This is a genomic window from Sphaerisporangium rufum (assembly GCF_016863395.1).
GTDB classification, from domain to species: domain Bacteria; phylum Actinomycetota; class Actinomycetes; order Streptosporangiales; family Streptosporangiaceae; genus Sphaerisporangium; species Sphaerisporangium rufum.
In genome coordinates, this window is sequence record NZ_BOOU01000059.1 from 108,843 (window position 1) to 133,238 (window position 24,396).

A 24,396-nucleotide genomic window follows, 5' to 3' on the forward strand; every position below is an offset into this window, starting at 1 on the left:
GCGCCGGCCGCCCGGTGGCGGCCGGCGCGGCGCGCGGGATCAGGCCAGGCCAAGGAGGATCTTGACCGGGCCGATGGCGAAGTAGACGACGAACAGCGCGGTGACCAGCCACAGCAGCGGGTGGACCTCGCGGGCCTTGCCCTTGACCGCCTTGATCAGCACGTAGGAGATGAAACCGGCGCCGATGCCGTTGGAGATGCTGTAGGTGAAGGGCATCAGCACGATGGTGAGGAACGCCGGGATGGCGATCTCGTAGTCGTTGAAGTCGATCTCGCGGATCGCGGTCATCATCAGGAAGCCGACCACCACCAGCGCCGGGGCCGCGGCCTCGTACGGGACCACCTCGACCAGCGGCGACAGGAACATCGCCAGCAGGAACAGCACGCCGGTGACCAGGCTGGCGAAGCCGGTGCGCGCGCCCTCGCCGACGCCGGCCGCCGACTCGATGTAGGTGGTGTTGGACGAGGTGCTCGCCGCGCCGCCCGTCACCGCGGCGACCGAGTCGACCAGCAGGATCTCCCGGGTGCGCGGCAGCGTGCCGTCCGGGGCGACCAGCCCGGCCTGGCCGCCGACGCCGACCACGGTGCCCATGGTGTCGAAGAAGTCGGTGATGAGCAGGGTGAAGACGAACAGCACCGCCAGCACCGCGCTGATCTTGGTGAACGAGCCGAACAGGCTGAACTGGCCGAGCAGCCCGAGGTCCGGCACGCCGACCACCTGTCCCGGCATGGTGGGCACGACCAGGCTCCAGCCCTGCGGGTTCTTGCCGGCCATGGACGGGCCGACCTTGGCGATCGCCTCGACGATGATGGCCAGGACCGTGGTGCCGACGATGCCGAGCAGGATGGCACCCTTCACCTTGCGGGCGACCAGCAGCGCGGTGGCCAGCAGGCCGAGCACGAAGACGAAGATGGGCCAGCTGGTCAGCGCGCCGCCGATGCCCAGTTCCAGCGGGGTGCCGGCGGCCTTGCGGACGAAACCGGAGTCGACGAAGCCGATGAGCGCGATGAACAGGCCGATGCCGACGCTGATGGCCGTCTTCAGCTGGTTGGGGATGGCATGGAAGACCGCCGTGCGGAAGCCGGTCAGCACGAGGATCGTGATGACGATGCCCTCCAGCACGATCAGCCCCATCGCGTCCTCCCACGACATGGTGGAGGCGATGCCGAAGGCGACGAAGGCGTTCAGCCCGAGCCCGGCGGCCAGGGCGAACGGCACCTTGCCGACGATGCCCATCAGGATCGTCAACAGGCCGGCCGCCAGCGCGGTCGCCGCGGCGACCATGGCGGTGTTGGGCGCGCTCCCGTCACCGAGGTACTGGCCGTCGGCGTCCTTCACCGTTCCGATGATCAGCGGGTTCAGCACCACGATGTAGGCCATGGTGAAGAAGGTGGCGAGCCCGCCACGGATCTCCCGGCTCATGGTGGACCGGCGCTCGGAGATGTGGAAGTAACGGTCGAGCCGCCCGGCCAGGCCGGCCGGCGGTGGGGCGGGGGTGGTTGTCTCGCTCACGCGGGCAGAGTGGCAGGCGGTATCACAGTCCGGAAGACCCCTGACGCGCTCGTGGTCCGATCGAGACCAAGCTGTATGGCTTGTGGTCAGATCGTGACCAATTTATGGACATTTCGGATGCGCGAAAAGGCTACCCGACCCACCGCGCACCATGGCAAACGCTCTCGCCTAGGCTGGAACCCGTGAATGTGCCGCGCCCCCCGGATGACCCGGCTCCGCTGGAGACGAACGACACCGTCACCGTCCTCGCCGGGACCGGCCTGTGGGTGATCGCCCTGGTCGTGCTGCTGGCCGCCGGACCGCCGGCCGGCCACGAGTGGTGGATCTGGACCTGCGTGGCCGGCGTCGGCCTGGGCCTGTTCGGCTGCCTGTTCATCCGCCACCTCGACCGCCGGCGGGCTCAGGGCGGCGGCGACACCGCCCCGCACCCCGCGCCGGCCGTCCCGGACCCGGCCGGCCCGCCCGCGCCCCGCACCCCGGCCGCCGCCGAACCCGGCGAGGACCCGGTACGCGGCCCGGCCACCCCCTGAACGACCGGTGCGCAGCCGCCGGCACCCGCCGGCCAGGTGCCACCGTCCGCCGGTCCCTGGTCAGGGCGGTGCCGGACGGACAGAACAGGGCGTCCTGACCGCGTCGGGGCACCGCGGGCCGGCGGACCCGCGCTAGCCGTTCAGGTCGGCCTCGGCGAGCAGCAGGGGCACCGCGGCCGGATCGCGCAGCAGGGCGGCGACGGCCAGCCGGTCGCCCCACTGGCCGGTCGCCCAGGCCAGCCCGCGGGCCAGCCCGTCCACCCCGCTCGCGTGCACGGCCCCCTCGAAGAACCGCCAGGCCACCGGCACGCCGTCCACCCGCAGCTCCGCGTGGTGCACGTACGCCGCGGGCGCGGCGGGCAGCAGCGAGCGCACCTCGGCCGGCACCGGCCGCTCCTGGCCGGCGGAGGTGACCTCGCCGGCCACCTCCTCGCCGGCCACCGGCAGGTCCAGCAGCTCCGACAGCGCCTCGGCCAGGTCGAACGGCGCCAGCACCAGCGGCCGGGCCGCGACCAGGGGCAGCAGGTCGGGCGCCTCCACCACGACCGGGCCGCCCGCGGCGGCGAGCCCGGCCAGCGGCGGGCCGCCGTTCCCGCCGGTCACGTGCCCGTCGTCGGCGTCGGCGACGACGATCTCACCGGCCAGCACCGCCCGCACCGCGGCCGGCGGCGCGACCCGGGCCGGTTCCACCGCGGCCAGCGCGATCCACAGCGACCGCAGCTGCGCCCGGTCCACCTCCAGCGACGGATCGGCCAGCAGCTCCAGCAGCTCGTCCGGGCCGCCGTGCGCGGCCAGCAGGTCGGCCAGCGTGGTGCGCACGCCCATCATGGCGAGCGCACCCTCGTCCAGGCCGGCCGGCGCGTCCCCGTACAGCCCGTACAGCAGCGGGTCGCCGCCGGGCAGCCGCAGCGACGTGGGCCGGCGGCTGGCGAGCACCGGGTGGCGCGACAGCCACCAGGACGTGTACGAGGGGGCCTCGACGACCTGCCCGTCGACCAGGGCGCGCAGCGGCTGCAGGGCGGCCCGCAGCGGCGGCCTGGTCAGCAGGGCCAGCGCGGCGGGCCAGTCGGCCACGTACTCGAGGTCACGGACCGCGGTGAACTCGCGGGCGACCGGCGGGACGTCGCCGGCGGGCAGCACGTCCAGCACGTGCTCCAGCCACTCGTCCTCGGCGTCCAGCTCGTGGTCGCACTCGTCCGGGTCGAGCAGCACGTCCTCGTCGTTGACCACGGCGAACCCGTCCAGCACGCCGGTGGCCGACAGCACCCGGGAGCCGTACCGCTCCACCAGGTCCGGGGCGGCCACCCCGAACGGCACGTCCTGGTCGATCAGCCGGGCCAGCGAGCCGTCGCCGAGCAGCAGCTCGCCCGCGGGGTAGAGCTCGCCGTCCGCGCCGCGCAGTGCCAGCGCCGACAGCCACGGCGCCTCCCCCGGGGCCAGCCCGGCCGCGTCCACCAGTGCCAGCACCGCCTGGGCCACCGGCTCGGGATCGGCACTGTCCAGCGACTCGGCGACGGTGGCCCGGGTGAGCGGGTCGGCCAGCACCCCGCGCGGGGTGGCCTCGGCGGCGCCGAGCCGCAGCAGCAGCGGGTGGGCGGCCTCGGGGTGCACGACGCGCAGCCCGAGCGGGCCGAGGGCGGCCGGGTCCAGCCCGGACCCGTCGGCGAGCAGCAGCGTGCCGCGCGCCCCGCGCACCAGCCGGCCGTCGGCCAGCGGCACCGGCAGCGCGCCGAGCGCCTCGGGATCGTCGGCGGGCAGCACCTCGTACAGCGACCGCCACCAGGCCGGCGTGCGGTCCTCGACGGCCTCGCCGGACAGCATGTCGATCACGTCGGCGAGCTCGACCCGCCGCACGCCGAGCGCGGCCAGCGCCGGATGGCGGGACGCCCAGCCGGCCGCGAGCACGCCGGGCACCATCGGCGCGACCAGGGCGAGGAATTCGGCCGTCCCGGCGACGGCCGCGGCCTGCCGGCCGGCCACCAGGAAGGCGCCGCCGGCCGCCGGGCCGGGGACGGCGTCGGCGGGCGGGGAGAGGGCGGGCAGCAGCGGGGTGCCGGGCAGCCGGCGCAGCACCGCCCGGCGGATCGCCGCGTCCAGCTCGCCCTTGCCCATCAGGCCGGGCACCAGGTCGAGCAGGCGCGGCGTCCGCGGCAGCTCGCCGAGCAGCCGGACGTAGGTCTCGGCGGCCCGCTCCACCAGGAAGTCGGTCAGCGGGCCGGCCGCGACGTGCCGCCGGTCGGTGGCCAGCGGGAAGGTGGCGATGAGCAGCGCGGGCAGGTCGAGCGGCTCGTCGCTCGGCGTGGGGCCGTGCACGACCGGCGCCACGTCCCTGGGCAGCCGACCGTGGCCTTCCTCGGGCACCGCCCAGCGGACCAGCCAGCGCGGCCGGGCCCGCTCCTCGGTGGGGCGGTCGGCGAACAGCTCGGCCACCTGCTCGGCGGTGAACGTGCCGGCCTCCTCCAGCACCCGCCACCCGGCGGCGGTGAGCGTGCGGGTACGGCCGTCCACCTCGATCTCGATGGCGGCCAGCGCCGGCATGGCCAGCGGCAGCGCTGGCCCGGCCTCGTCCAGCATCTGGCGGACCGCCTGCTCGGCGGTCTTGTCGCGCAGCGGCAGCCGGACGACGGTGTCGAAGCCGTCCGGGACCGGCACGGCGCCCGCGGCGAACGGCAGGCGCAGCAGCGGGACGTGCCCGCCGCGCTCGGCGAGCCGCCCGGCCAGCGCGGGCTCGGCGGCGACCAGCGCGGTGGTCTCGGCCCGGGACCAGCGCACCGCGCCGGTGGCCCGGGACGCGACCAGCGGCTCGTCGGTCACCGTCACCACGGCCGCGAAGCCGACACCGAACCGGCCGATCGACCCGGCCTCGTCGCGCTTGGCCGAGACGCGGAGCGTCGCCAGCCCTTCCACCCCGCCCTGGTCCAGCGGGGCACCGGTGTTGGCGGCGGTGAGGACGCCGTCGGCCAGGGTGAGCCGCAGCCGGCCGGGCACGCCGGCCCGCAGGGCCGCGTCCGCCGCGTTCTGCGCCAGCTCCACGATCAGCCGGTCGCGGTACCCGCCGAGCGCGAAGTCCTCCTCGGCGTTCGCGTCCTCGCGGAACCGCGCGGGCGAGGCCGTCCAGGCGGCCAGGACGGTCGCGCGCAGGCGTTCGGTGCCAAAGATGTCAGTCAACGGTCATGTCCCAGTGGCAGAAGTGGACCGGCCGCGCCCCCACGGCCGGAGATCGGCCCTACGGTACGCCGGAAACCGCCCGGCCGGGCCGGCCGGCGGACGTGCGCTGGGCCGAGCGGATCAGGCGTGGCCGAGCGGCTCGGCGCCGTTGTCGTCGACCGAGCCGGGCTCGGGAGCGGTCTCCTCCACGGCCGTGTCGTAGTCGTGGTCGTCCAGGATCGGCGTCGCCGGCTCGGCGCCCGGGGCCTGCACCACCGCCGCCTCGGAGTGCGCGCCGCACCCGTGGTCGGCGGCGACGACCTTGCCGTCGTCCGGGGCGAACTCGTTGGCGCAGACCCCGAAGCCCAGGCGCAGCGACCCGGCCAGCGGCCAGTAGAAGCCGCAGGTGGAGCACTGCGCGGGTGCGGCGTGCGCGATCGGGGTGTGCGGGCCGGAGTCGCCGGCGTGCCAGCGGTGCACCGCCCGGTCGCGGCCGATCGCCGACAGCACCCGGGCGCGGCCCAGGCCGTACTCGAAGAGCATCTGCCGGTCGTTCTCGTCCTCGGTCTCGGTGAAGCCGGGGGCGAGCCGGTCGTCGTCGTCGGAGGTGGGCAGCAGGTCGCCCACGCCGAGGTCGCCGGGGCGCAGCCGCTCGCTCCACGGCACCCAGGCGGGCGGCAGCAGCGCGTCGGACCCGGGCAGCAGCACCGTCTCGCTCACCGTGACGTTACGGGCCCGGGAGGCGCGCGCCACGGTGACGGCCCAGCGCCAGCCGCGGTAGGCGCGGTCCAGGCACCCGAAGTAATGCGTCACGACCCGCTCGGCCTCGGCTTCGAAGCCGAGATGCTCGCCCACCTCGCCAGGGCGGGCGATGGCCTCGGCGGCGGCCCTGGCCGGCTCCACGGCGGCCGCGCAGGCCTGGTCGACGGCAAAGGTGCGGGAACGAGTGCGACTCACATGCCAATTCTCACCCATGCCAGGACCGGACATCACGCGTACCCGTCGGGTAAGACTGGAAATCCATGCCACGCCCGCCGCCCGGCGGCCCGGCGCGGCGGATCCGGCGGCCCGGCCGGACCCCCGCGACCCGCGGCGGCGCGTCGCGAGTGGCAGGTGGGTCGCAGATGGAAGGGGCAGGGTGGCGCAGGTGAGGCAGGTCGGGCACGCGGGCGTCCCCGGCGCGCGCCCGTGAGGCCCGGCGGCGGGGATCGGGTGCGGGAGGCGCTGGCCCGGGCGGGCGCGGCGGCGGCGGGCGCCGGCCGCGGTGCCGCGCGCGCCGGGCGGGCGGCGGCCCGCGCCACGGCGGGCGCGGGCCGGGGCACCGCCGGCGGCGTGGCGCGCGCCGGGCGCGGCGTGCGGCACGCCACCCGCAGGCTCACCCACGCCCAGGGCGCCGGCCGCACCGGGCTGGGCCGGCTGATCGAGCTCACCGCCGCGCACAGCGCCGGCGACGCGCTGGTCACCGTCTGCCTGGCCGGCACGCTGCTCTTCGGCCTGCCGGTCGACCAGGCGCGCGGGCAGGTGGCGCTCTACCTGCTGATCACGACGGTGCCGTTCAGCGTGCTCGCCCCGTTCGTCGGGCCGGCGCTGGACCGGTTCCGCTCCGGCCGCCGCTACGTCATGGCCGGCACGCTGTTCGCCCGCGGCCTGCTGTGCTGGGCGCTGGCGGCGGCGGTCGTCCCGGCGGACGCGGTGACGCTGTTCCCGGCCGCGCTGGCGGTGCTGGTGCTGTCCAAGGCCTACAACGTCTCCCGGGCCGCGACGATGCCGAGCGTGCTGCCCGCCGACATCACACTGGTGGCGGCCAACGCCCGGGTGGCGCTGTTCGCACTGGTGTCGGCCGCCCTGGTGGCCCCGGTGGCGGCCGGGCTGGCCGTCTGGCTCGGCGCCGAGTGGGTGCTGCGCGGCACCACCGCCGTCTTCATCGCGGCCGGGGTGGCCGCCGTCCGGCTGCCGCGCCACGTGGACGCGCCGGACCTGGACCTCGAAGCCGACGATCTGTACCTCGCGGGCGCCGCCACCGGGGATCCCGCGGGTGCCGAGGCCGGGGCGGCCGCCGGGGAGCCGCGGCCGGGCCGGTCACGGGCACCCCGCCGGTGGCGGACGCTGCTCAGCGTCGGGCCGGTGGTCGGCGAGGCCGTCCGGGCGAACGCCGCCGTCCGGGTGCTGTCGGGGTTCCTGGTGTTCTTCCTGCTGTTCCTGGTGCGGGAGGGACACCTGCCCGGGCGCGGCCTGCCGCACGAGGCGGTGCTGGCGATGCTCGCCGCGGCCGCCGGGACGGGCGGCCTGGCCGGCGCGGCGGTGGCGTCCTGGGTGCGCGGCCACTCCCCCCAGCTGATCGTGCTGCTGGCGCTCGGCCTCACCACGCTGACGGCGGCGGCCGGCGCGGTGTTCTTCTCGCTGTGGACCGCCCTCGCCCTCGCGCTGGTCGCCGGGCTGGCCCTGGAGGTGGGCAAGCTGGCGCTGGACGCGATCGTGCAGCGCGAGATCGGCGAGGAGGTGCGTTCCTCCACCTTCGGCGTGGTGGAGGCGCTGCTTCAGGTCGCCTGGGTCGCGGGCGGGCTCGCCGGGCTGGCGCTGTCGCTGGTGCCCGGCCGGTCGGCCGGGCCGGCCGGGCTCTGGGTGATGACCGCGGCGCTGGCGGCCGCGCTGGCCTGGCTGGGTCTCGCCCGCCACCGGCGCTCGCGCGCCCTGGCCGAGCGCGTCCGCCGGGAACGGGAGGCGCCGCGCGGCGGGCCCGTCCCGCCTGACTCGGAGACTCCGCGCGCCCCCGGACCGCCGGACGCGGCGCTCCCGCCGGGACCGGCCGGCCCGGCGGGGACGCGGCCGCTGACCGACCCGCACGGCTGACGCCGCCCGGACCGGCCGCGGATCAGGCGTCGAGGTCGTCGGCGACCGCGCGCAGCACGGTGGCGATCTTCTTGGCGTGCGCGGGCTCGGGGTGCTTGCCGCGCTGGTAGTAATTGGACACGTCGTCGAGGAGCTTGATCAGGTCTTCGACGATGACCACGAGCTCGTCGGGCTTCTTGCGCTTGCCCTTGATCTTCGGCGCCTTGCCCAGCACCGGTGGTTGCTCCAGCACGCGGACGGAGAGCGCCTGCTGGCCACGGCGGCCCTCGGCCACGCCGAACTCGACCTTCTGGCCCGGCTTCAGCACTTCGACGCTCTTGGGAACCGCTGAGGAATGGACGAAGACCTCGCCGCCGTCGTCGCGGGTGAGGAAGCCGAAGCCCTTGTCAGCGTCGTACCACTTGACCTTGCCAGTGGGCACAGGGGTGACCTCGTTCAGACCGTCATGAATGGTGAATGGATAAAGGTTATGCCCCCGCGGAGCGCTACATGACCGTCGAAACGGCCCCGATTTCCGCGAGCCGCCACACCTTGAACCAGGCCGCGAACCCCGTCAGATCCGGCAGCACGACATCGGCGCCGTAGTCGCGCAGCGCCTGCTCGGTGAAGGGGCCGGTGGCCACCGAGACGCTCACCGCGCGCCCGGCCCGCGCCGCCTCGATGTCGCCCACGTGGTCGCCGACGTAGACCGCGGCGCCGAAGCCGGCGATGGCCGTGCCCTTGGCCGCGCCGAACACCGACCCCACCACCTCGTCCACCTCCAGTCCGAGGAAGTCCAGCGTCTGGCGGGCGGTGGCGGGATGCTTGCCGGTGACCACGATGACCCGCCCGCCGTACCGCCGGACCTCGGCCAGCGCCTCGGCGGCGCCGGCCATGAGCGTCGTCATCGGCACGGCGATGCGCGGGCTGAGGGAGCGGTAGAGGGCGGCGGCGGCCGGGATGTCCTCGGGCGGCAGCCAGCAGGTCAGCTCCTGCTCCAGCGGCGGCCCGAGCCGGCCGACCACCACGGCGCTGTCGATCGCCACGCCGAGGCGCCGCGACAGCTCGTCATAGGTCGCGGCGATTCCCGCCCGGGTGTCCGCGAGCGTGAGATCAAGATCGAATCCTACCGAATGCACCCTAGAAGCATGCCAAACTCAACGCCACCGTGCGCGCACTCAGCGGTTATGAGAACCTTGGCGGGCAGGAAGGACTTGCTCATCGCCGGCCCCCGGCGTGGTCGCCGCGGCCCGCCGAGCAGCGGGCTCGCGGCGGCGCGGTCCCCGGCCGGCCCGACCCCCCTAAAGCCCACCCGTCCAGCCCCGGCAAGCCCCATCGAACCCCATCGAGGCCCGGCGAGCGCCGCGGTGGCCCGAGCGACCGGAGCGGTCCCCGGCGGCCGCGACGTCCCGTCCGGCGCCCTCCGGCACCATGAAGTCGCGGCGGAGGTAATCAGGGACCCATGAGCAGATCGACGCGCGAACGGATCGTCGCCGAGTCCCTCCGGCTGTTCGCCGAGCGGGGCTACGCCGCCACCTCGGTCGCCGAGATCGAGGCCGCCGCCGGGCTCTCCCCCGGCGCCGGTGGCCTCTACCGGCATTTCCGGTCGAAGTACGAGGTGCTGGCCGCCGCGACGCACGAGCACGCGGCCCGCACCCGCACCCAGATCACCGAAGGGCTGGCCGAGGCGAGCACTGTCGCCACCACGGTCCCGCTGGAGGAGCGGCTGGCGCTCATGTGCCGTATCGGGCTCGCCAAGGCTCGGGAGGAGAGCGAGCTGATGCGCGTGTTCTTCCGCGACCTCAGCCAGTTCCCCGAGCTGGTCGCCATCGTGCGCGACGGCCTGCTGCAGCCGATGTTCGACGCGATCACGACCTGGTTCCGGGCCCAACCCGAGTACGCCGGCGCCGACGTGGACTGGCCGGCGGTGGGCGCGGTGCTCGGCGGCGCGGTGGTGCATTACCGCCTGTTCCAGGACACCGTGGGCGAGCCGCCGGGACGGGCGGAGCGCGAGCGGTTCGTCGCCTCCTGGGTGCGGCTGTCGCTCGGGCTGCTCAGCGCGCCGAGCCCGGCGTCCGGCGCCGCGGTGGCGGAGGTGGCGGGCTGACCAGCCGGTAGCCCAGCCACAGCACCCCGGCCACCGTGCCCAGCACGAACATGGTGCCGCTGACGTCGAAGTACGCGTTGGCGAACGCCGTCAGGCCGGTGCCGGGCGCGTCCGGCGCCCGCACCACGCCGAGCGCGGCGCCGCCGGCCGCGTAGGCCACCACCGGCGCGAGGACGGCGCTCACCCGCCCGGCGTACGACCAGCCGCCGCACGACAGCACGACGACCGAGGCGAGGGCCCAGACGAGCAGCGGCACCGGGAAGATCGCGACGTACGGCAGCGGGAACGGGATCAGCGCGGCGGCCAGCGCCAGCAGGGCCAGGCCGAGCATCTCGCGACGCCGGCCGCGCAGCACCCGCGCGAGGTCGTGGCCGGCCGCGACGGGCGGGACGCGCCATGGCCGACCGGCGGGTCCGCCGGCCGGGGCACTTCGCCCGCCCGGCCCGCCGGCCCCCGGACGTCCGGCCCCGGCGCCCGGCCGGGCCGCGCCGGCACCCGGGTCACCGGCCCCGGGGGCGGGCCCGCCGGTGCCGGGCCGGACGGGCGGGCCCGCCGCGGTGGGCGGGTCGTCGCCGGTGATCGCGGGCATCACCTCGGTGGCCGAGTCGCCGAACTCGTCCGGCGGCGCGGGGCCGGCGCTCCGCCACGCCCGGTTCCCGCCCGCGGAGGCCCGCGGCCCGGCCCCCGGCAAGGGCCCGGCGGGACGCGGCCGGACCCCGGACGGCGGGGACGCGGCGGGGCGCCGGGTGACCGGTCCGAAGGGCGTGCGCGGCGGCGTCCGCACGCCGGGCGCCGGGACGGGCCGGCCCTCCTCCGCCAGCCGCCGCAGCTCGCGGCGCAGCAGCTCCGCCGGGTCGCCGAACCGGGCGATCACCTTGCGGACCTTCACCGGGTCGTCGCTGCCCCGCCGCTCCTGCTCGATGCGGGCGCGCAGCCGCCGCACGAAGTCGAGGCGCTGCTCGGGGCGCAGCACGCCGTGGGCGGCGTCCGCCACCTTGCTGACGTACTCCAGGACGAGCTGGTCGGCGCGCTCGATCACTCTCGCCATACTGCCCGAGGCCGCCGCCGCACGCCTCCTTTCCACCGAACGGGCATCCGGCCGCGCGATCGATCGCCTGCCGGGCCAGGGCGTGGCGGCTCTTACGATGGACGGGACGGCTCCGCGCGGCGGGGCCGGGTGGCGAGGGCGACAGGGGGCCGGGCGGCAGACCATGAACACCGACTTCGCCGACTGGCTGCGCGCCCGCCCCGACGAGCGGCTGCGCGAGCTGGTGGCGGCCCGGCCCGAGCTGGTCACCCCGGTCCCGGCGCACGTCGACGGCCTGGCCATCCGGGCCACCAGCCCGTCGGCGACCGGGCGGGCCCTGGACCGGCTGGACCGGTTCGCCCTGGCGGTCGTCGAGACGCTGCTGGTGATCACCGGTGACGACGGACCCGGCCTTGGCTACGACGCGCTGCGCGCCGCCCTGGCCCGGTCGGTGGCGGCCGGCCAGGAGCCCGCGCTGGACGCCCCGCTGCGCGAGACGGTCGAGCGGCTGCGCGGGCTGGCGCTGGTGTACGGGCCGGACGACGCGCTGCGACCGGCGCCCGGGGTGCGCGACGTGTCGGAGTTCCCGGCCGGTCTCGGCCCGCCGGCCGCCGAGGCGTTCCGCGACCATCCGCCCGAGCGGCTGGCGGCGCTGCTGGACGCGGTCGGCCCGGCCGGCGGGGACGTGGCGGCCGGCCTGCCGGGCGGCGGCGACCGGACGGGCGGCGCGGCCGAGCGGCTCGGCCGGCTGCTGGCCGCCGAAGGGGTGGTGCCCCGCCTGCTGGACGGCGTCGGGCCGCAGGCCCGCGCCGCCCTGGAGGAGCTGGCGTGGGGCCCGCCCGCCGGCCGGCTGCCCAACGCCCGGCGCGAGGTCGGCCTGGAGGCCACCCGGTCACCGGTCGAGCAGCTGCTGGCCCGTGGCCTGCTGGCCGCCACCGGCGAGGAGAGCGTGGTGCTGCCGCGCGAGGTGGGGCTCGCGCTGCGCGGCGGCCGGGTGCACCGCGATCTGTCCCCCTGTCCCCCGGCACCGGCCGGCACCGCGCGCGACCCGGCGCTGGCCGACCGGACGGCCGCCGGCCAGGCGTTCACCTTCGTCCGGACCGTCGAGGAGCTCTGCGAGCGCTGGGGGGTGGACCCGCCCGGCACGCTGCGCACCGGCGGGCTGGCGGTGCGGGACCTGAAACGCACCGCGACCCTGCTCGACCTGCCCGAGTGGGTCGCGGCGCTCGCCGTCGAGGTGGCGTACGCCGCCGGGCTGATCGCCGCGAGCGCGCCGGTGGACGGCGAGTGGCTGCCGACCACCGCCTACGACGCCTGGCGGGTCCGGGCCACCGAGGACCGCTGGGCGGCGCTGGCCGCGGCCTGGCTGGCCGGCGACCGGGTGCCCGGCCTGGCCGGCGAGCGCGACGACCGGGACCGGCTGCTGAACGCGCTGCATCCCGAGCTGCGCCGGCCGGCCGCCGCCGAGGTGCGGGCACGGACCCTGGCGGTGCTGGCCGCCGGGCCCGGGCTGGCCCCGTCGGCCGATTCGGTCCGCGAGCGGCTGGCCTTCGAGCAGCCGCGGCGCCGCGGCGCCGACCGCGACCGGCTGGCCGGCTTCACGCTGCGCGAGGCCGAGCAGCTCGGGGTGACCGGGCTCGGCGTGCTGTCCACCTTCGGCCGCGCGCTGCTGCCCGGCAAGGACGCGGCGGCGGCCGAGGCGCTGGCCCCGCTGCTGCCCGAGCCGGTGGACCATGTGGTGCTCCAGGCGGATCTCACCGCGGTGGCTCCCGGCCCGCTGACCAGCGATCTCGGCCGGCGGCTGGCGCTGGCCGCCGACGTGGAGTCCACCGGCGGCGCCACCGTCTACCGCTTCGGGGAGTCCTCGATCCGGCGGGCGCTGGACGCCGGGGTGGGCGCCGACGAGCTGGTGGCCATGCTGGAACGGCATTCCGCGACACCGGTCCCGCAGCCGCTGCGCTACCTGGTGGCCGACGTGGCCCGCCGGCACGGCCGGCTGCGCGTCGGGTCGGCCGGCGCGTACGTCCGGTGCGACGATCCGGCCGTGCTGGACGAGGTGATGGCCGACCGGCGGGCGGTCCCGCTGCGGCTGCGCCGGCTGGCGCCGACCGTGGTGGTCTCGCGCGCCTCCCGGCCCACGGTGGTCGACACGCTGCGCTCGCTGGGCTATTCGCCGGTGGCCGAGTCCATCGAGGGCGACGTGATGGTGACCCGCGCCGACTCGCGGCGCACCGAGCGGCAGCCGATGCCGCGGCCGGCGGGCACCGTCTCCGGGCCGGATCCGGAGATGGTCGCGGCGGCGGTCCGTGCGATCCGGGCGGGCGACGAGGCGCACCGGGCGCGCCGGCATCCGGTGCCGGCGCCGGACGGGCAGGTGCCGCGCTCCCCGTCGACCGGGACGATCACCGCGCTGCGCGAGGCGATCCGGCAGGGCGCGCGGGTGTGGATCGGCTATCTGGACTCCCAGGGGCACGCCACCAGCCGCATCCTCGAACCCGCCCGGATGGAGGGCGGTTACCTGACGGCGTACGACGAGACTCGGGCGGCGGTGCACCGTTTCGCGCTGCACCGGATCACCGGCGTGGCCGACCTGCAGTGACAGGTCAACCTATGTCTGATATGCCGGGCACATTCCGCCGATGGCGTGGTAAGTGTGGTCGGTCCCGGCAGAGCCAGAGAAGCGAGAGACAGTGAGCAGCGGCACTCCAGAATCCCCCGGCCAGAACCCGCACGACTGGCAGACTCCGTACGCCCCGCAGGACGCGCCGTACGGGCAGCCGGCCAACGGGCAGGCGTACGGGCAGCCGTCCGGCGGGCAGGCGTACGGGCAGCCGTCCGGCGGCCAGGCGTACGGGCAGCCGTCCGGCGACCAGGCGTACGGGCAGCAGGGCTACGGCGCGCCGGGCCAGGACCAGGGGCCCTACGCCCAGCAGGGCTACGAGCAGCAGGGCTACGGGCAGCAGGGTTACGGGCAGGGCCAGGGGGCCGACGGGTACGGCCAGGAGTACGCGCAGCCGGGTCAGGGGCAGCACGGCTACGGGCAGCCGGGTTACGGGCAGCCCGCCGGCTACGGCGCGCCGTCCCCCTACGGCTACCCGGCGCGGCCGGCCGGCGACGGGCCCCGTACTCACGCGATCGTCGCACTGGTGATCAGCATCGTCCTGGCGCTGAGCTGCTACGTGTCGCTGGGCGGCATCGCCGGGGCGATCCTGTCCGGCGTCGCGCTCGGCAAGGTGGACACCGAGCCTGACAAGGCCCGCAATCTTCTCAAATGGACGTGGATCTCCATCGGCATCAACGTGGGACTGGTGATCATCGGGGTCGGCACGATGATCTTTCTGGGGGTGAACGGCTACCTCGACTAGGTCAAGTCACCGGTGAGGCGGGATTGATCCGGCGCGCACTCTTGTTTGATGAGCGGACGGGGCCGCCGGCGCGGTGCCCGCAGCCGATCCAGGAGAAGAACCCGTGTCTGATGGCCCGCTGATCGTCCAGTCGGACAAGACCCTGCTGCTCGAGGTGGAGCATCCGAGGGCGGACGACTGCCGCAAGGCGATCGCCCCGTTCGCCGAGCTCGAACGCGCCCCCGAGCACGTCCACACCTACCGGGTGACGCCGCTCGCGCTGTGGAACGCGCGCGCCGCCGGGCACGACGCCGAGCAGGTGATCGACGCGCTGATCTCCTTCAGCCGCTATCCGGTCCCGCACGCGCTGCTGGTGGACGTCGCCGAGACGATGTCCCGCTACGGCCGGCTGCGGCTGGAGAAGAGCGACCACCACGGGCTCACCCTCACCAGCACCGACCGGGCGGTGCTGGAGGAGGTGCTGCGCGCGCGGAAGATCCAGCCGATGCTCGGGCAGCGCATCGGCGAGGACGCGGTGGCCGTGCACCCGAGCGAGCGCGGCAACATCAAGCAGGCGCTGCTCAAACTCGGCTGGCCGGCCGAGGACCTGGCCGGGTACGTCGACGGCGAGCAGCACCCGATCAGCCTGCGCGAGGCCGGCTGGACGCTGCGGCCCTACCAGCGGGAGGCCGCGGACGCGTTCTGGCACGGCGGCTCGGGCGTCGTCGTGCTGCCGTGCGGCGCCGGCAAGACCATCGTCGGCGCGGCGGCGATGGCCAGGGCCGGCGCGACCACCCTGATCCTGGTCACCAACACCGTCTCGGCGCACCAGTGGAAGCAGGAGCTGATCAAGCGCACCTCGCTGACCGAGGACGAGATCGGCGAGTACACCGGCACCAAGAAGGAGATCCGCCCGGTCACCATCGCCACCTACCAGGTGATGACCACCCGGCGGCAGGGCGTCTACCGGCATCTGGAGCTGTTCGACGCGCGCGACTGGGGCCTGGTGGTGTACGACGAGGTGCACCTGCTGCCCGCGCCGATCTTCCGGATGACCGCCGACCTGCAGGCCCGCCGGCGGATCGGGCTGACCGCGACGCTGGTCCGCGAGGACGGCCGCGAGGGGGACGTCTTCTCGCTGATCGGCCCCAAGCGGTACGACGCGCCGTGGAAGGAGATGGAGAACCAGGGCTGGATCGCGCCCGCCGACTGCGTCGAGGTGCGGGTGACGCTCACCGAGCAGGAGCGGCTGGCCTACGCCATGGCCGAGAGCGACGAGCGGTACCGCTTCTGCGCGACCACGCCGTCCAAGACCCGGGTGACCGAGACGCTGGTCCGCCGGCACGCGGGCGAGCAGGTGCTGGTCATCGGACAGTACATCGACCAGCTGGACGAGCTGGCCGAGCACCTGGGCGCCCCGGTGATCAAGGGTGAGACGCGGGTGAAGGAGCGCGAGCGGCTGTTCCAGGCGTTCCGCGACAAGGAGATCCAGGTGCTGGTGGTGTCCAAGGTCGCCAACTTCTCCATCGACCTGCCCGAGGCGTCGGTGGCCATCCAGGTGTCCGGCACCTTCGGGTCACGGCAGGAGGAGGCGCAGCGGCTCGGCCGGGTGCTCCGCCCGAAGTCCGGCGGCGGCGGCGCGCGGTTCTACTCGGTGGTCAGCAGGGACACGGTCGACCAGGACTTCGCGGCGCACCGGCAGCGGTTCCTCGCCGAGCAGGGGTACGCCTACCAGATCATCGACGCGGACGACGTGCTCGCCGGCGATTGAGATCGCCGTCGCCGCGCGGCACGCCGCCGTCCCGCCGGATCCGGCCCTGATGGCCCGGGAATGGGGCCACCGGAAATGAATTCAGGTCCATGAAATACCCTGCGTCCTGGACAACCGCATCACCCCCTCGCCCATTGGCTTCCGGCACGCCAAGTGCGACATACCCTATGATCTAACCAAATCACAAGCTTTGTCCCGCTTTTTCGGTATTTTAGGGGCGGCTGACGTAGCGTGCCGGGCAGGTCACCGGCCGACAAGGCCGCCCACGTAAAGGACGGCGAGCGCGATCAGCCAGGCGGCGATGGCGACGCCCAACAGCCGGAGCGACTTTTCCGGATATCTACGCATAATCGGCGGGAGTAGTCCGGCAAGGGTGCCAATAGCCCCTACCAGCGCACACGCTCCGGACAGCGTGGAGACCACCGTGAGCCGGCCGATGCACGCGTCCGGCGATTCGTCGGCGCCACAGAACGCGGCCAGCCCCCAGCCCGCGAAGACGGACAGCGTCCACACCCCGCCGAGCAGCAGATTGGCCATCGCAGGGATAAGTGGGGACATTGGCGACATCGCCGCCGAATCGCGCGTCGTCACCTTGATGGCCTACCCACGGGTCATGAACCGGCAAACGCCGGACCGATAATGCCGCACCAGCTCGCACCTGGCGGACGAGACCGCGGCCGCCTCCGGCGAGCATATAGGCTCGTGGGTTCGCTGCCTTTGTCCACCACCGTCCGTCCACACCGTCCACCGGCCGTCCACACCGTCCACCGGCCGTCCACCACCGTCGCAAGGAGCGCGTCAGCATGCCCGGACACCAACTGGCCCCCGACATACCCGGCGGCGATCACGCCGACCCCGCCGATCCCGCCCAGGTGCTGAGCGCCGAGCGCGCGCACCTCGCCGCCGCCCGCGCCGCGCTGCGGGCGATGCGCGAGCACGCCGCCTCGCTGTCGGCCGACGCCGCCGGCGACTGGGTCTCCCAGCAGGTCCTGCAGGGCCTGCTCGACCAGCGGGTGGCCGCGCTCGCCGACCACCCCGACACCCCGCTGTTCTTCGGCCGGCTCGACCGCGAGGACCGCGACGACCTGCCGGTCACCATCCACGTCGGCCGCCGCCACGTGCACGACGACGGCAGCCGCCCGCTGGTGATCGACTGGCGCGCGCCGGTGTCCCGCGCCTTCTACCAGGCCCGGCCGTCCGACCCGATGAACGTGCGCCGCCGCCGCCGCTTCGGCTTTCACGGCGGCGAGCTGACCGCCTACGAGGACGAGGACCTCGGCCAGGGGGCCGCCCCGCAGGAGTCGAAGATCCTCACCGCGGAGATCGAGCGGCCGCGCACCGGGCCGATGCGCGACATCGTGGCCACCATCCAGCCCGACCAGGACGAGATCGTCCGGGCCGGCCTGGAGCACACCGTGTGCGTCCAGGGCGCCCCGGGCACCGGGAAGACCGCCGTCGGCCTGCACCGGGCGGCGTACCTGCTCTTCACGCACCGCGAGAAGCTGTCCCGGTCCGGCGTCATGATCGTCGGGCCGAACCGGGCGTTCCTGTCCTACATCTCCTCGGTGCTCCCGGCGCTCGGCGAGGTCAAGGTCGACCAGACCACCGTCGGCGGCATCCTCGGCGGCCACGCGGCCGCCGAGCCGCCCGCGGTCGCCGCGATCAAGGGCGACGCCCGGCTGGCTCCGGTGCTGCGCCGCGCGCTGTGGGCGCACATCAGCAAGCCCGAGGAAGGGTTGCTGATCACCCGGGGCGTCAACCGCTTCCGCGTCCCCGACCACGAGGTCCGCGAGATCGTCGCCTCGCTGCGCGGCACCACCCGGTACGGCCCCGGCCGCGCGGCGCTGGCCCAGCGGCTGGCGCACGCCGTCCTGGTCCGGATGGAGCAGCGCGGCGAGTCGCCCGACGACCGCGTGCAGGACGCGGTGGCCCGGTCCCGGCCGGTCAAGCAGCTACTGGACCAGGTGTGGCCCAAGGTGACCCCCGAGCAGGTGCTGTTCCGGCTGCTGTCCGGCGGCGACTTCCTGGCCCGGGCCGCCCGCGACGACCTGACCGCCGCCGAGCAGGACACCCTGCGCTGGCCGAAGCCGCCCCGGTCGTGGAAGTCGGCGCGCTGGTCGGCCGCCGACGCCGCGCTGCTGGACGAGCTGGCCGCCCTCATCGAACGCCCGGCCACCCTCGGCCACATCGTGGTGGACGAGGCGCAGGACCTGTCCGCCATGCAGCTGCGCGCGCTCGGCCGCCGCTGCCGGACCGGCTCGGCCACCGTGCTCGGCGACCTGGCCCAGGGCACCACCCCGTGGTCGGCCCGCTCGTGGGAGGAGGTGCTGACGCATCTCGGCCTGGCCGACGGGTCGGTCACCGAGCTGACCATGGGTTTCCGGGTGCCGCGCGAGGTGCTCGACTTCGCCGCCCGGCTGCTGCCGTCCATCGCGCCCGGGCTGGCCGCCCCGCGGTCCCTGCGCCCCGGCGCCGGCTCGCTGACGGTGCGCCGGACCGGCGACCTGGCGGCCGAGGTGATCGCGGCCGTCCGCGAGGTGACCGCCCGGGAGGGCTCGGTGGGCCTGATCGCCGCCGACGCCGCCGTCCCCGCGCTGGCCGCCGCGCTCGCCGATGACGGCGTCCCGCACGACGTGCTCGGCCCGGACTCCACCGGCGGGCACCGCGTCTCGGTCATCCCGGCCACCCTGGCGAAGGGTCTGGAGTACGACCACGTGGTCGTCGCCGAACCGGCCGCCATCGTCGCCGCCGAGGACCGCGGCCTGGCCCGCCTCTACGTCGTCCTCACCCGCGCCGTCACCACCCTCACCGTCCTGCACACCCACCCCCTCCCCGCCGAACTCACCTGATCCAGGCGGGCGGGCCGGTCATTCCGGCTCGCCCGCTCCTGGCGCCGTCGCCGCACCGCGCGCGAGTCCGGCGTGTCCCCACAGCGCGGAGATCGGGACCGCGGTGATCCGGTCCCCGTGCGACAAGGTGTGCTCACCCAGATACAGCAGGACACCGTGCACGAACCGGTCGCCGAGCTTGTCGCGAAGCCGGCGCAACTGCCGGGTGGCGTCCCGCGGCGGAGACGAGCTGGCCTTCACCTCGATCGCCACGATCCGGCCGTCCCGTGTCTCCAAAATGAAGTCGATCTCCCGGTCGTCACGCTCACGGAAGTGCTGGAGGGAGACGACCGTCTCGGCCGAGGACCCCGCCTTCAGCAGCTCGGTGTACACGAAGGTCCGGAATCTCCGGTCATCCACCACGGGTGCCCCGGCGAACACCGCGGCCACCTGGTCCCGCGGCATGAAGGTTCGAAGGCTCCCTGGCCGCCTCAATGTCGTGGATCCGGAGGCCGGGGAACGTGGCGGGCGGGTGCCGGCCGGCCGAGCGTCCAGCACGCCCAGACCGTCTTGCCCTGGGAATCGGCGTGCGGCGTGACGCCCCAGCCGGTGGCCAGTCCGGCGACGATCGCCAGGCCCCGGCCGTGCACGGCTTCGGGGCCGAGATCGAGGCGGCGCGGCCGGCCCTGGCCGTGGTCGGTCACCCGGACGCACAGCCGGTCGGCGGACGCCCACAGCGACAGCCGGATCGGCGGCGCGCCGTAGGTGACCGCGTTCGCCAGCAGTTCGCCGATGGCGAGCGTCGCGTCGTCGGCGAGGTGGTCCAACTGCCAGAGCCGCAGCATCTCCCCGGCGAGCCGGCGGGCCTTGCCGACGACGGCCAGGTCACCGGGCAGCTCCCAGGCGACGGCCCGCAGGCCGCCCGCGTCCACGTTCATGATCGCCTCTTCCGGCAGGGCGTGCGCGGCCCCGCCGCGCGCACGTACGGACGGCCCGGCGGCGGCCGGTTCGGCTCGGCGCATCGACGCCTCGGCCTCCCGGAGGAGAACCGGCAGTTCTTCGGCGGTACGCGCCTCCAGGAGCACCGGACGAGGCGTCCCGCACGCGGCCGCGTAGAACCGCCGCGCCCCCACCCCATACCAAACCAACCAACCCGGCTCTGCCTGATTGATTCGCTCGGCAGCGAATTTTTCGTTTATATCCCAGCAATTGCGACAAAAAGCTGGAATAACTACACCGCGTCTGTGACGACCTCTGGTCGAACGCCTGTCTGTGAGGCGAGAATTTCCACTATGGTGCTGCACTGGGCCCCCACCCCTACGCGCCCTCAAGGCTTTGCCGGCCCACCGAATTCCGGTAGAGCAACTTCGGTCTCATCATCATGAGACCGAACGAAATTCAATGCAATACCCGAATCGGAATACTCTTAAAGTTCCGTTTTACGCCAAAACAGTCACCAAAATAGCGACAAAAGAGGCGATTTCTGTGCATAGCCCGGCTCTCAAACGACGTCAGCTATCTGCCGCACTTCGCCAGCTACGCGAGGAAAGAGGTATGACCTCTACCGAAGCCGCCAAAAGTCTTGAGTGGCCGGCCAGCAAAATCACTAGGATCGAACGAAACGAATGGAAACTACCCAATGTTCACGACATTCGACTGTTGCTCGATCTCTACGCTGTGACACAGCAGAGTAGACGTGAAGCACTGCTCACGCTTGCCCGAGAGTCGCGCCAACGAGGCTGGTGGGCCGACTATAAGGATGTCTTTCGCAGCAATCTGCCAGCCTTCGAGGCCGGCGCTTCACTGATCCGAACGTACGAATCCCTACTCATACCAGGGCTCCTGCAGGTCGCCGGATATACGGCTGCGGTGTTCCGCGGAGGCCAGGTAATCGCTCCCTCAACGGTGGAGCGTCACGTAGAGGCGCGTCGCACTCGGCAGAAAATTCTTGATCGCAAAGAACCTCCATCACTGGTGGCACTGATCGATGAGGCCGCTCTACTGAAGAACATTGGCGGTCGGGCAGTGATGAGGGAACAAATACAGCATCTCATCACAATGGCCGCGCGCCCTAACATCACTATCCAGGTAATTCCAAACAGCATTGGTGCACACTCGGCACTAACCAGCCCTCCGTTCCTGATTCTGAACTTCCCAGGTGATCCGAGCCTGATCTATATGGCAACGGCTACCGAAACTCACTGGCTGGAACGACCGGAAGAGTGCCATAAATATGGGCTCATTTTCACGCATGTATCGACATTGGCGCTGTCTCCGGAGGAGACTACGAGGCACATGGCAGCACTGATCGCCCACGAGTGAGGTGACCGAACCATGGATTGGACCAAGTTGACCTGGCGGAAGAGCATCCACAGCGGTACGGATGACAACTGCGTGGAAGTGGCAGTGGCCTCCGATGGAGGCAGAGCGGTCCGGGACAGCAAGGTTCGCGGCGTATCAGCGATTCAGGTGTCGTCAGACGGCTGGAATGCGTTCATCAACGGTCTCAAACACGAGGCACTGCGGTGAGCGCCACAGACCTAGTCACGACTACCTGGCGCAAGAGCACCCACAGCGGAGCCAATGACAACTGCGTGGAGGTGGGCGGTTCTTCGGTGGCACCGGAGCGGGGGGTGCGGGACAGCAAGGACTCGGGCGGGCCGATGCTGTGCGTCCCGGCGGGGTCGGCGCGGCCGTCACGATGCCGTTGACCGGCCGGCTGACCGACCGGTTCGGCGGTGGCGTCGTCAGCGTGGCCGGGCTCTCGATCACCGCGATCGCCATCGTGCCGCTGGCGCTGATGGACGCGCACACCGGCCTGGTCGCGGTCGAGGTCGTGATCACCCTGCTCGGGCTCGGCCTGGGCCTCAGCCTCATGCCCGCGGTGGCCGCCGCCTACGCCACGATCTCACCCGACCAGCTGGCCGATGCGACGCCGCAGCTCAACGCGGTGCAGCGCATCGGTGGTTCGATCGGCACCGCGATCACCGTCGTCGTGATCGGCCGGGGCCTGGCCGCACACCAGGCGCCGTTGACCGCCTTCCACGCGGGCCTGTGGTCCCTGTTCGCGGCGACCGTGCTGGCGATGCTGCCGGCAACGGTGCTGACGAACGTGCTCCGGCGCCGTCCCATCCGGGCCCGCTGATCCGCGGCCGCCCGGGAACGCGGCTCCCACCGCGTGCCGCATCTCCCGTCCAGCGGGCTTGCTAGCCTCCCGATCATGGGCGAATCGGTGCGGGTACGGGCAGGGACGGCGGGGGATGTCGAGGAGGTGCTGGCGTTCTGGCGGCACGCCGCCGAGGGCACCGATCGCAAGGACAGCGCGGCGGCGGTGTACCGGCTGGTCGAGCGGGACCCCGAGGCGCTGATGCTCGCCGAGCTGGACGGCCGGCTGGTCGGCACGCTGATCGCCGGCTGGGACGGCTGGCGCTGCCACCTCTACCGGCTGGCCGTCGACCCGGCGCACCGCCGCCAGGGCATCGCCCGGACCTTGCTGGCCGCCGCCGAGCGGCGGTTCACCGAGGCGGGCGGGATTCGGGCGGACGCCATGGTCCTGCACGACAACACCATCGCCCACCCCGCCTGGGTCGCCGCCGGCTACACCTACCAACCCCAATGGGGCCGCTGGGTCAAACCCCTGACGGTCTGATCAGCCGCCTCATCTGCGGCCCTTCAGAGGAAGTTCCGCAAATCCATCTCGCCGTCAGAGCCTCGGTGGGAGACTTCTTCACCACGGAGCGTGATGCGACGAATCTTGACAGTGTTCGGCGGGTCAGATAGGTTGGCATGTATTACAACCCCGTGTGCGGCATCGCTCGCGCACGCATTGCGTCTCCGGGGAGTCCGACTTAGGGCTCCCCGTATTCGTTTCGGCTAGACGCGATGTCGAGGGGTCCAGGGTGACGCGCCGAGTCAGGATCTTCATTGACTTCTGGAACTTCCAGCTGAGCTGGAACTCCAGCATGAACCCGAAACAGTGCGATTGGCGGGCGTTGCCGCCCGCAGTAGTAACCGCGGCGGCCATGGTGCTTTCGTCGGTCGACCTGAGTGACCAGGTCGACCTGGAGGAGACCCTGCTCTACGCGTCCGTCGATCCAGTCACCGATACCAGGCTACGGCACTGGCTTACGGGGACCATGGAGCGCCTACCGAGTTGGCGGGTCTCCATCCGGGAGCGAAGGTCACAATCGAGATCGGTACATTGCCGAAACTGTGGCGCCAAGACTACGACCTGTCCGATTTGTGCACAGCCCTATCGAGTGCGGTTGGAGAAAGGCGTCGATGCCGCGATCGTTACCGACATGCTGTCGCTGGCCTGGCAGGATGCTTATGACGTTGCCGTCCTGGTCACGAGCGATGCCGACTTCGTCCCTGCGGTCGAACGCGTGCAGGAGCGCGGCTTGAAGGTCATCAATGCCGGCTGGTCCGGCAAAGGGCATCAACTCAAGGCGGCGTGCTGGGGATCCTTCGATCTGGACTCCATCGCTCACAACATCTGCCGTTGATGATCTCGGCTGGCGGGTACGAAGCAGTATCTTGACACTGCTCGGACGTACTCCGGTCGGTGTACCGGGGCGGCCGCCGGGGGGCGGATGCCGGTCGGGGTGGGGCGTGCGAGCTTTCAGGGATGCGTCCACGAACGACCTGGCTGATGTTCACCGTCGCGACCGTCGTCGCCCTGGTGCTGGTGTACCCGTACCTGAGCCTCGACATCGAGGACAGCCGGCTCCAGGTCCGGAACGGGCTGCACTACTACGTGCTGGTCGGTCACATCGCGACCGCCGCGGTGGCGCTGGTGCTCGGCCCGTTGCAATTCGTGCCGAAGGTCCGGGCCCGCCGGCGCGTCCACCGGACGATCGGCCGGGTCTACCTGCTCGCCGGGGTCCTGCCGTCCGCGGTGGCCACCATCCCGGTCGCGATGTGGTCGGGCCGCCTGGTGACGCAGATCGGTCTCACCACCGCCGCCGCGTTGTGGCTGGTCACGGCGGGGCTGGCGTACCGGGCGGCGCGCCGGGGCGACTTCACCGCCCACCGGGACTGGATGACGCGCAACTACGCCCTGACCTTCCTCGCGGTCACCGCGCGCGTCATCGTCCCGCTGTCCCTGCTGGTCCGGATCCCGCTCGGCGGGCTCGCGGCCGGGTCGATCGGCGAGGCCGCGACCTCGATGATCCCGATCGGCCAGACGCTGGGGTGGATCGTCAACCTGATCGTGGCCGAGAGCATCATCCGGCGGCGCACCGCGGCCGCCCGCCCCTGATCACCGGCCCTCCTCACCACGGATGACGCCTAGGATCGGGG

General features: G+C 73.3%; 23 protein-coding genes. 14 read left to right on the plus strand and 9 right to left on the minus strand.

Going from position 1 to position 24,396, the window contains the following annotated elements:
- Nucleotides 1–39: 39 nt before the first annotated feature.
- A complete protein-coding gene (locus Sru01_RS22755; protein ID WP_275412199.1) occupies nucleotides 40–1,512 on the minus strand; it encodes an NCS2 family permease in 1,473 nt (490 codons plus the stop codon).
- Nucleotides 1,513–1,694: 182 nt separating this feature from the next.
- Here Sru01_RS22755 and Sru01_RS22760 point away from each other — a divergent pair, with 182 nt between their 5' ends.
- On the plus strand, nucleotides 1,695–2,042 hold the full coding sequence (locus Sru01_RS22760; RefSeq protein WP_239137659.1) for a DUF2530 domain-containing protein: 348 nt from the start codon (nucleotides 1,695–1,697) through the stop codon (nucleotides 2,040–2,042).
- 132 nt (nucleotides 2,043–2,174) lie between these two features.
- Here the strand turns inward: Sru01_RS22760 and Sru01_RS22765 are convergent, their stop codons facing one another.
- Complete coding sequence (locus Sru01_RS22765) at nucleotides 2,175–5,210, minus strand: sacsin N-terminal ATP-binding-like domain-containing protein (RefSeq protein ID WP_203989663.1); 3,036 nt, start codon at nucleotides 5,208–5,210, stop codon at nucleotides 2,175–2,177.
- A gap of 120 nt (nucleotides 5,211–5,330) precedes the next feature.
- Nucleotides 5,331–6,146, minus strand: a complete 816-nt coding sequence (locus Sru01_RS22770) for a DUF3027 domain-containing protein (protein ID WP_239137660.1) — start codon at nucleotides 6,144–6,146, stop codon at nucleotides 5,331–5,333.
- A 255-nt stretch (nucleotides 6,147–6,401) separates the two neighbouring features.
- On the opposite strand from Sru01_RS22770, the gene Sru01_RS22775 reads away from it, so the two are divergent.
- Nucleotides 6,402–8,039: an MFS transporter gene (locus Sru01_RS22775; protein ID WP_239137661.1), complete on the plus strand. Its 1,638-nt coding sequence runs from the start codon at nucleotides 6,402–6,404 to the stop codon at nucleotides 8,037–8,039.
- Nucleotides 8,040–8,061: 22 nt separating this feature from the next.
- On the opposite strand, the gene Sru01_RS22780 is transcribed toward Sru01_RS22775, so the two are convergent.
- Both Sru01_RS22780 and Sru01_RS22785 read right to left on the minus strand, forming a co-directional pair.
- Entirely contained in the window at nucleotides 8,062–8,460 is a 399-nt protein-coding gene (locus tag Sru01_RS22780) for a cold-shock protein (protein ID WP_203989667.1), read from the minus strand.
- 64 nt (nucleotides 8,461–8,524) lie between these two features.
- The gene (locus Sru01_RS22785) at nucleotides 8,525–9,157 is read right to left on the minus strand and encodes an HAD family hydrolase (protein WP_203989668.1); all 633 of its coding nucleotides are present in this window, start codon (nucleotides 9,155–9,157) and stop codon (nucleotides 8,525–8,527) included.
- 323 nt (nucleotides 9,158–9,480) lie between these two features.
- On the opposite strand from Sru01_RS22785, the gene Sru01_RS22790 reads away from it, so the two are divergent.
- Nucleotides 9,481–10,125: a TetR/AcrR family transcriptional regulator gene (locus Sru01_RS22790; RefSeq protein ID WP_203989669.1), complete on the plus strand. Its 645-nt coding sequence runs from the start codon at nucleotides 9,481–9,483 to the stop codon at nucleotides 10,123–10,125.
- On the opposite strand, the gene Sru01_RS22795 is transcribed toward Sru01_RS22790, so the two are convergent.
- Complete coding sequence (locus Sru01_RS22795; protein ID WP_203989670.1) at nucleotides 10,073–11,164, minus strand: hypothetical protein; 1,092 nt, start codon at nucleotides 11,162–11,164, stop codon at nucleotides 10,073–10,075. The genes Sru01_RS22790 and Sru01_RS22795 overlap by 53 nt on opposite strands.
- 172 nt (nucleotides 11,165–11,336) lie before the next feature.
- On the opposite strand from Sru01_RS22795, the gene Sru01_RS22800 reads away from it, so the two are divergent.
- From Sru01_RS22800 to Sru01_RS22810, 3 genes are all read left to right on the plus strand, one after another.
- Nucleotides 11,337–13,751, plus strand: coding sequence for a helicase C-terminal domain-containing protein (locus Sru01_RS22800; RefSeq protein WP_203989671.1), 2,415 nt, complete (start codon nucleotides 11,337–11,339; stop codon nucleotides 13,749–13,751).
- Between the two features lie 91 nt (nucleotides 13,752–13,842).
- Nucleotides 13,843–14,517 (plus strand): hypothetical protein, encoded by a 675-nt coding sequence (locus Sru01_RS36310; protein WP_275412200.1) that lies wholly within the window; start codon nucleotides 13,843–13,845, stop codon nucleotides 14,515–14,517.
- 103 nt (nucleotides 14,518–14,620) lie between these two features.
- Nucleotides 14,621–16,267 carry a DNA repair helicase XPB gene (locus tag Sru01_RS22810; RefSeq protein ID WP_203989672.1) on the plus strand — a complete coding sequence of 549 codons (1,647 nt, stop codon included), beginning with the start codon at nucleotides 14,621–14,623 and terminating at the stop codon, nucleotides 16,265–16,267.
- A gap of 243 nt (nucleotides 16,268–16,510) precedes the next feature.
- Here the strand turns inward: Sru01_RS22810 and Sru01_RS22815 are convergent, their stop codons facing one another.
- The gene (locus Sru01_RS22815) at nucleotides 16,511–16,804 is read right to left on the minus strand and encodes a hypothetical protein (protein ID WP_203989673.1); all 294 of its coding nucleotides are present in this window, start codon (nucleotides 16,802–16,804) and stop codon (nucleotides 16,511–16,513) included.
- A gap of 266 nt (nucleotides 16,805–17,070) precedes the next feature.
- Here Sru01_RS22815 and Sru01_RS22820 point away from each other — a divergent pair, with 266 nt between their 5' ends.
- Entirely contained in the window at nucleotides 17,071–19,116 is a 2,046-nt protein-coding gene (locus tag Sru01_RS22820; RefSeq protein ID WP_203989675.1) for a HelD family protein, read from the plus strand.
- Between the two features lie 18 nt (nucleotides 19,117–19,134).
- On the opposite strand, the gene Sru01_RS22825 is transcribed toward Sru01_RS22820, so the two are convergent.
- Together Sru01_RS22825 and Sru01_RS22830 are read right to left on the minus strand one after the other, a co-directional pair.
- Nucleotides 19,135–19,560, minus strand: coding sequence for a DUF4143 domain-containing protein (locus Sru01_RS22825; protein ID WP_203989676.1), 426 nt, complete (start codon nucleotides 19,558–19,560; stop codon nucleotides 19,135–19,137).
- Between the two features lie 26 nt (nucleotides 19,561–19,586).
- A complete protein-coding gene (locus Sru01_RS22830) occupies nucleotides 19,587–20,180 on the minus strand; it encodes an ATP-binding protein (protein WP_203989677.1) in 594 nt (197 codons plus the stop codon).
- A gap of 400 nt (nucleotides 20,181–20,580) precedes the next feature.
- Between Sru01_RS22830 and Sru01_RS22835 the strand changes: the two genes are divergently transcribed.
- From Sru01_RS22835 to Sru01_RS22865, 7 genes are all read left to right on the plus strand, one after another.
- Nucleotides 20,581–21,417, plus strand: a complete 837-nt coding sequence (locus tag Sru01_RS22835; RefSeq protein ID WP_275412202.1) for a helix-turn-helix domain-containing protein — start codon at nucleotides 20,581–20,583, stop codon at nucleotides 21,415–21,417.
- A gap of 12 nt (nucleotides 21,418–21,429) precedes the next feature.
- The gene (locus Sru01_RS22840) at nucleotides 21,430–21,624 is read left to right on the plus strand and encodes a DUF397 domain-containing protein (RefSeq protein ID WP_203989679.1); all 195 of its coding nucleotides are present in this window, start codon (nucleotides 21,430–21,432) and stop codon (nucleotides 21,622–21,624) included.
- A complete protein-coding gene (locus Sru01_RS22845) occupies nucleotides 21,621–21,806 on the plus strand; it encodes a DUF397 domain-containing protein (RefSeq protein ID WP_203989680.1) in 186 nt (61 codons plus the stop codon). The genes Sru01_RS22840 and Sru01_RS22845 overlap by 4 nt, the downstream gene beginning before the upstream one ends.
- Entirely contained in the window at nucleotides 21,797–22,240 is a 444-nt protein-coding gene (locus Sru01_RS22850) for an MFS transporter (RefSeq protein ID WP_203989682.1), read from the plus strand. The genes Sru01_RS22845 and Sru01_RS22850 overlap by 10 nt, the downstream gene beginning before the upstream one ends.
- 75 nt (nucleotides 22,241–22,315) lie before the next feature.
- Nucleotides 22,316–22,744 (plus strand): GNAT family N-acetyltransferase, encoded by a 429-nt coding sequence (locus tag Sru01_RS22855; protein ID WP_203989684.1) that lies wholly within the window; start codon nucleotides 22,316–22,318, stop codon nucleotides 22,742–22,744.
- Between the two features lie 487 nt (nucleotides 22,745–23,231).
- Nucleotides 23,232–23,600 (plus strand): NYN domain-containing protein, encoded by a 369-nt coding sequence (locus Sru01_RS36630; protein WP_373869536.1) that lies wholly within the window; start codon nucleotides 23,232–23,234, stop codon nucleotides 23,598–23,600.
- A gap of 122 nt (nucleotides 23,601–23,722) precedes the next feature.
- The gene (locus tag Sru01_RS22865; protein ID WP_203989687.1) at nucleotides 23,723–24,355 is read left to right on the plus strand and encodes a DUF2306 domain-containing protein; all 633 of its coding nucleotides are present in this window, start codon (nucleotides 23,723–23,725) and stop codon (nucleotides 24,353–24,355) included.
- The last annotated feature ends 41 nt before the right edge of the window (nucleotides 24,356–24,396 follow it).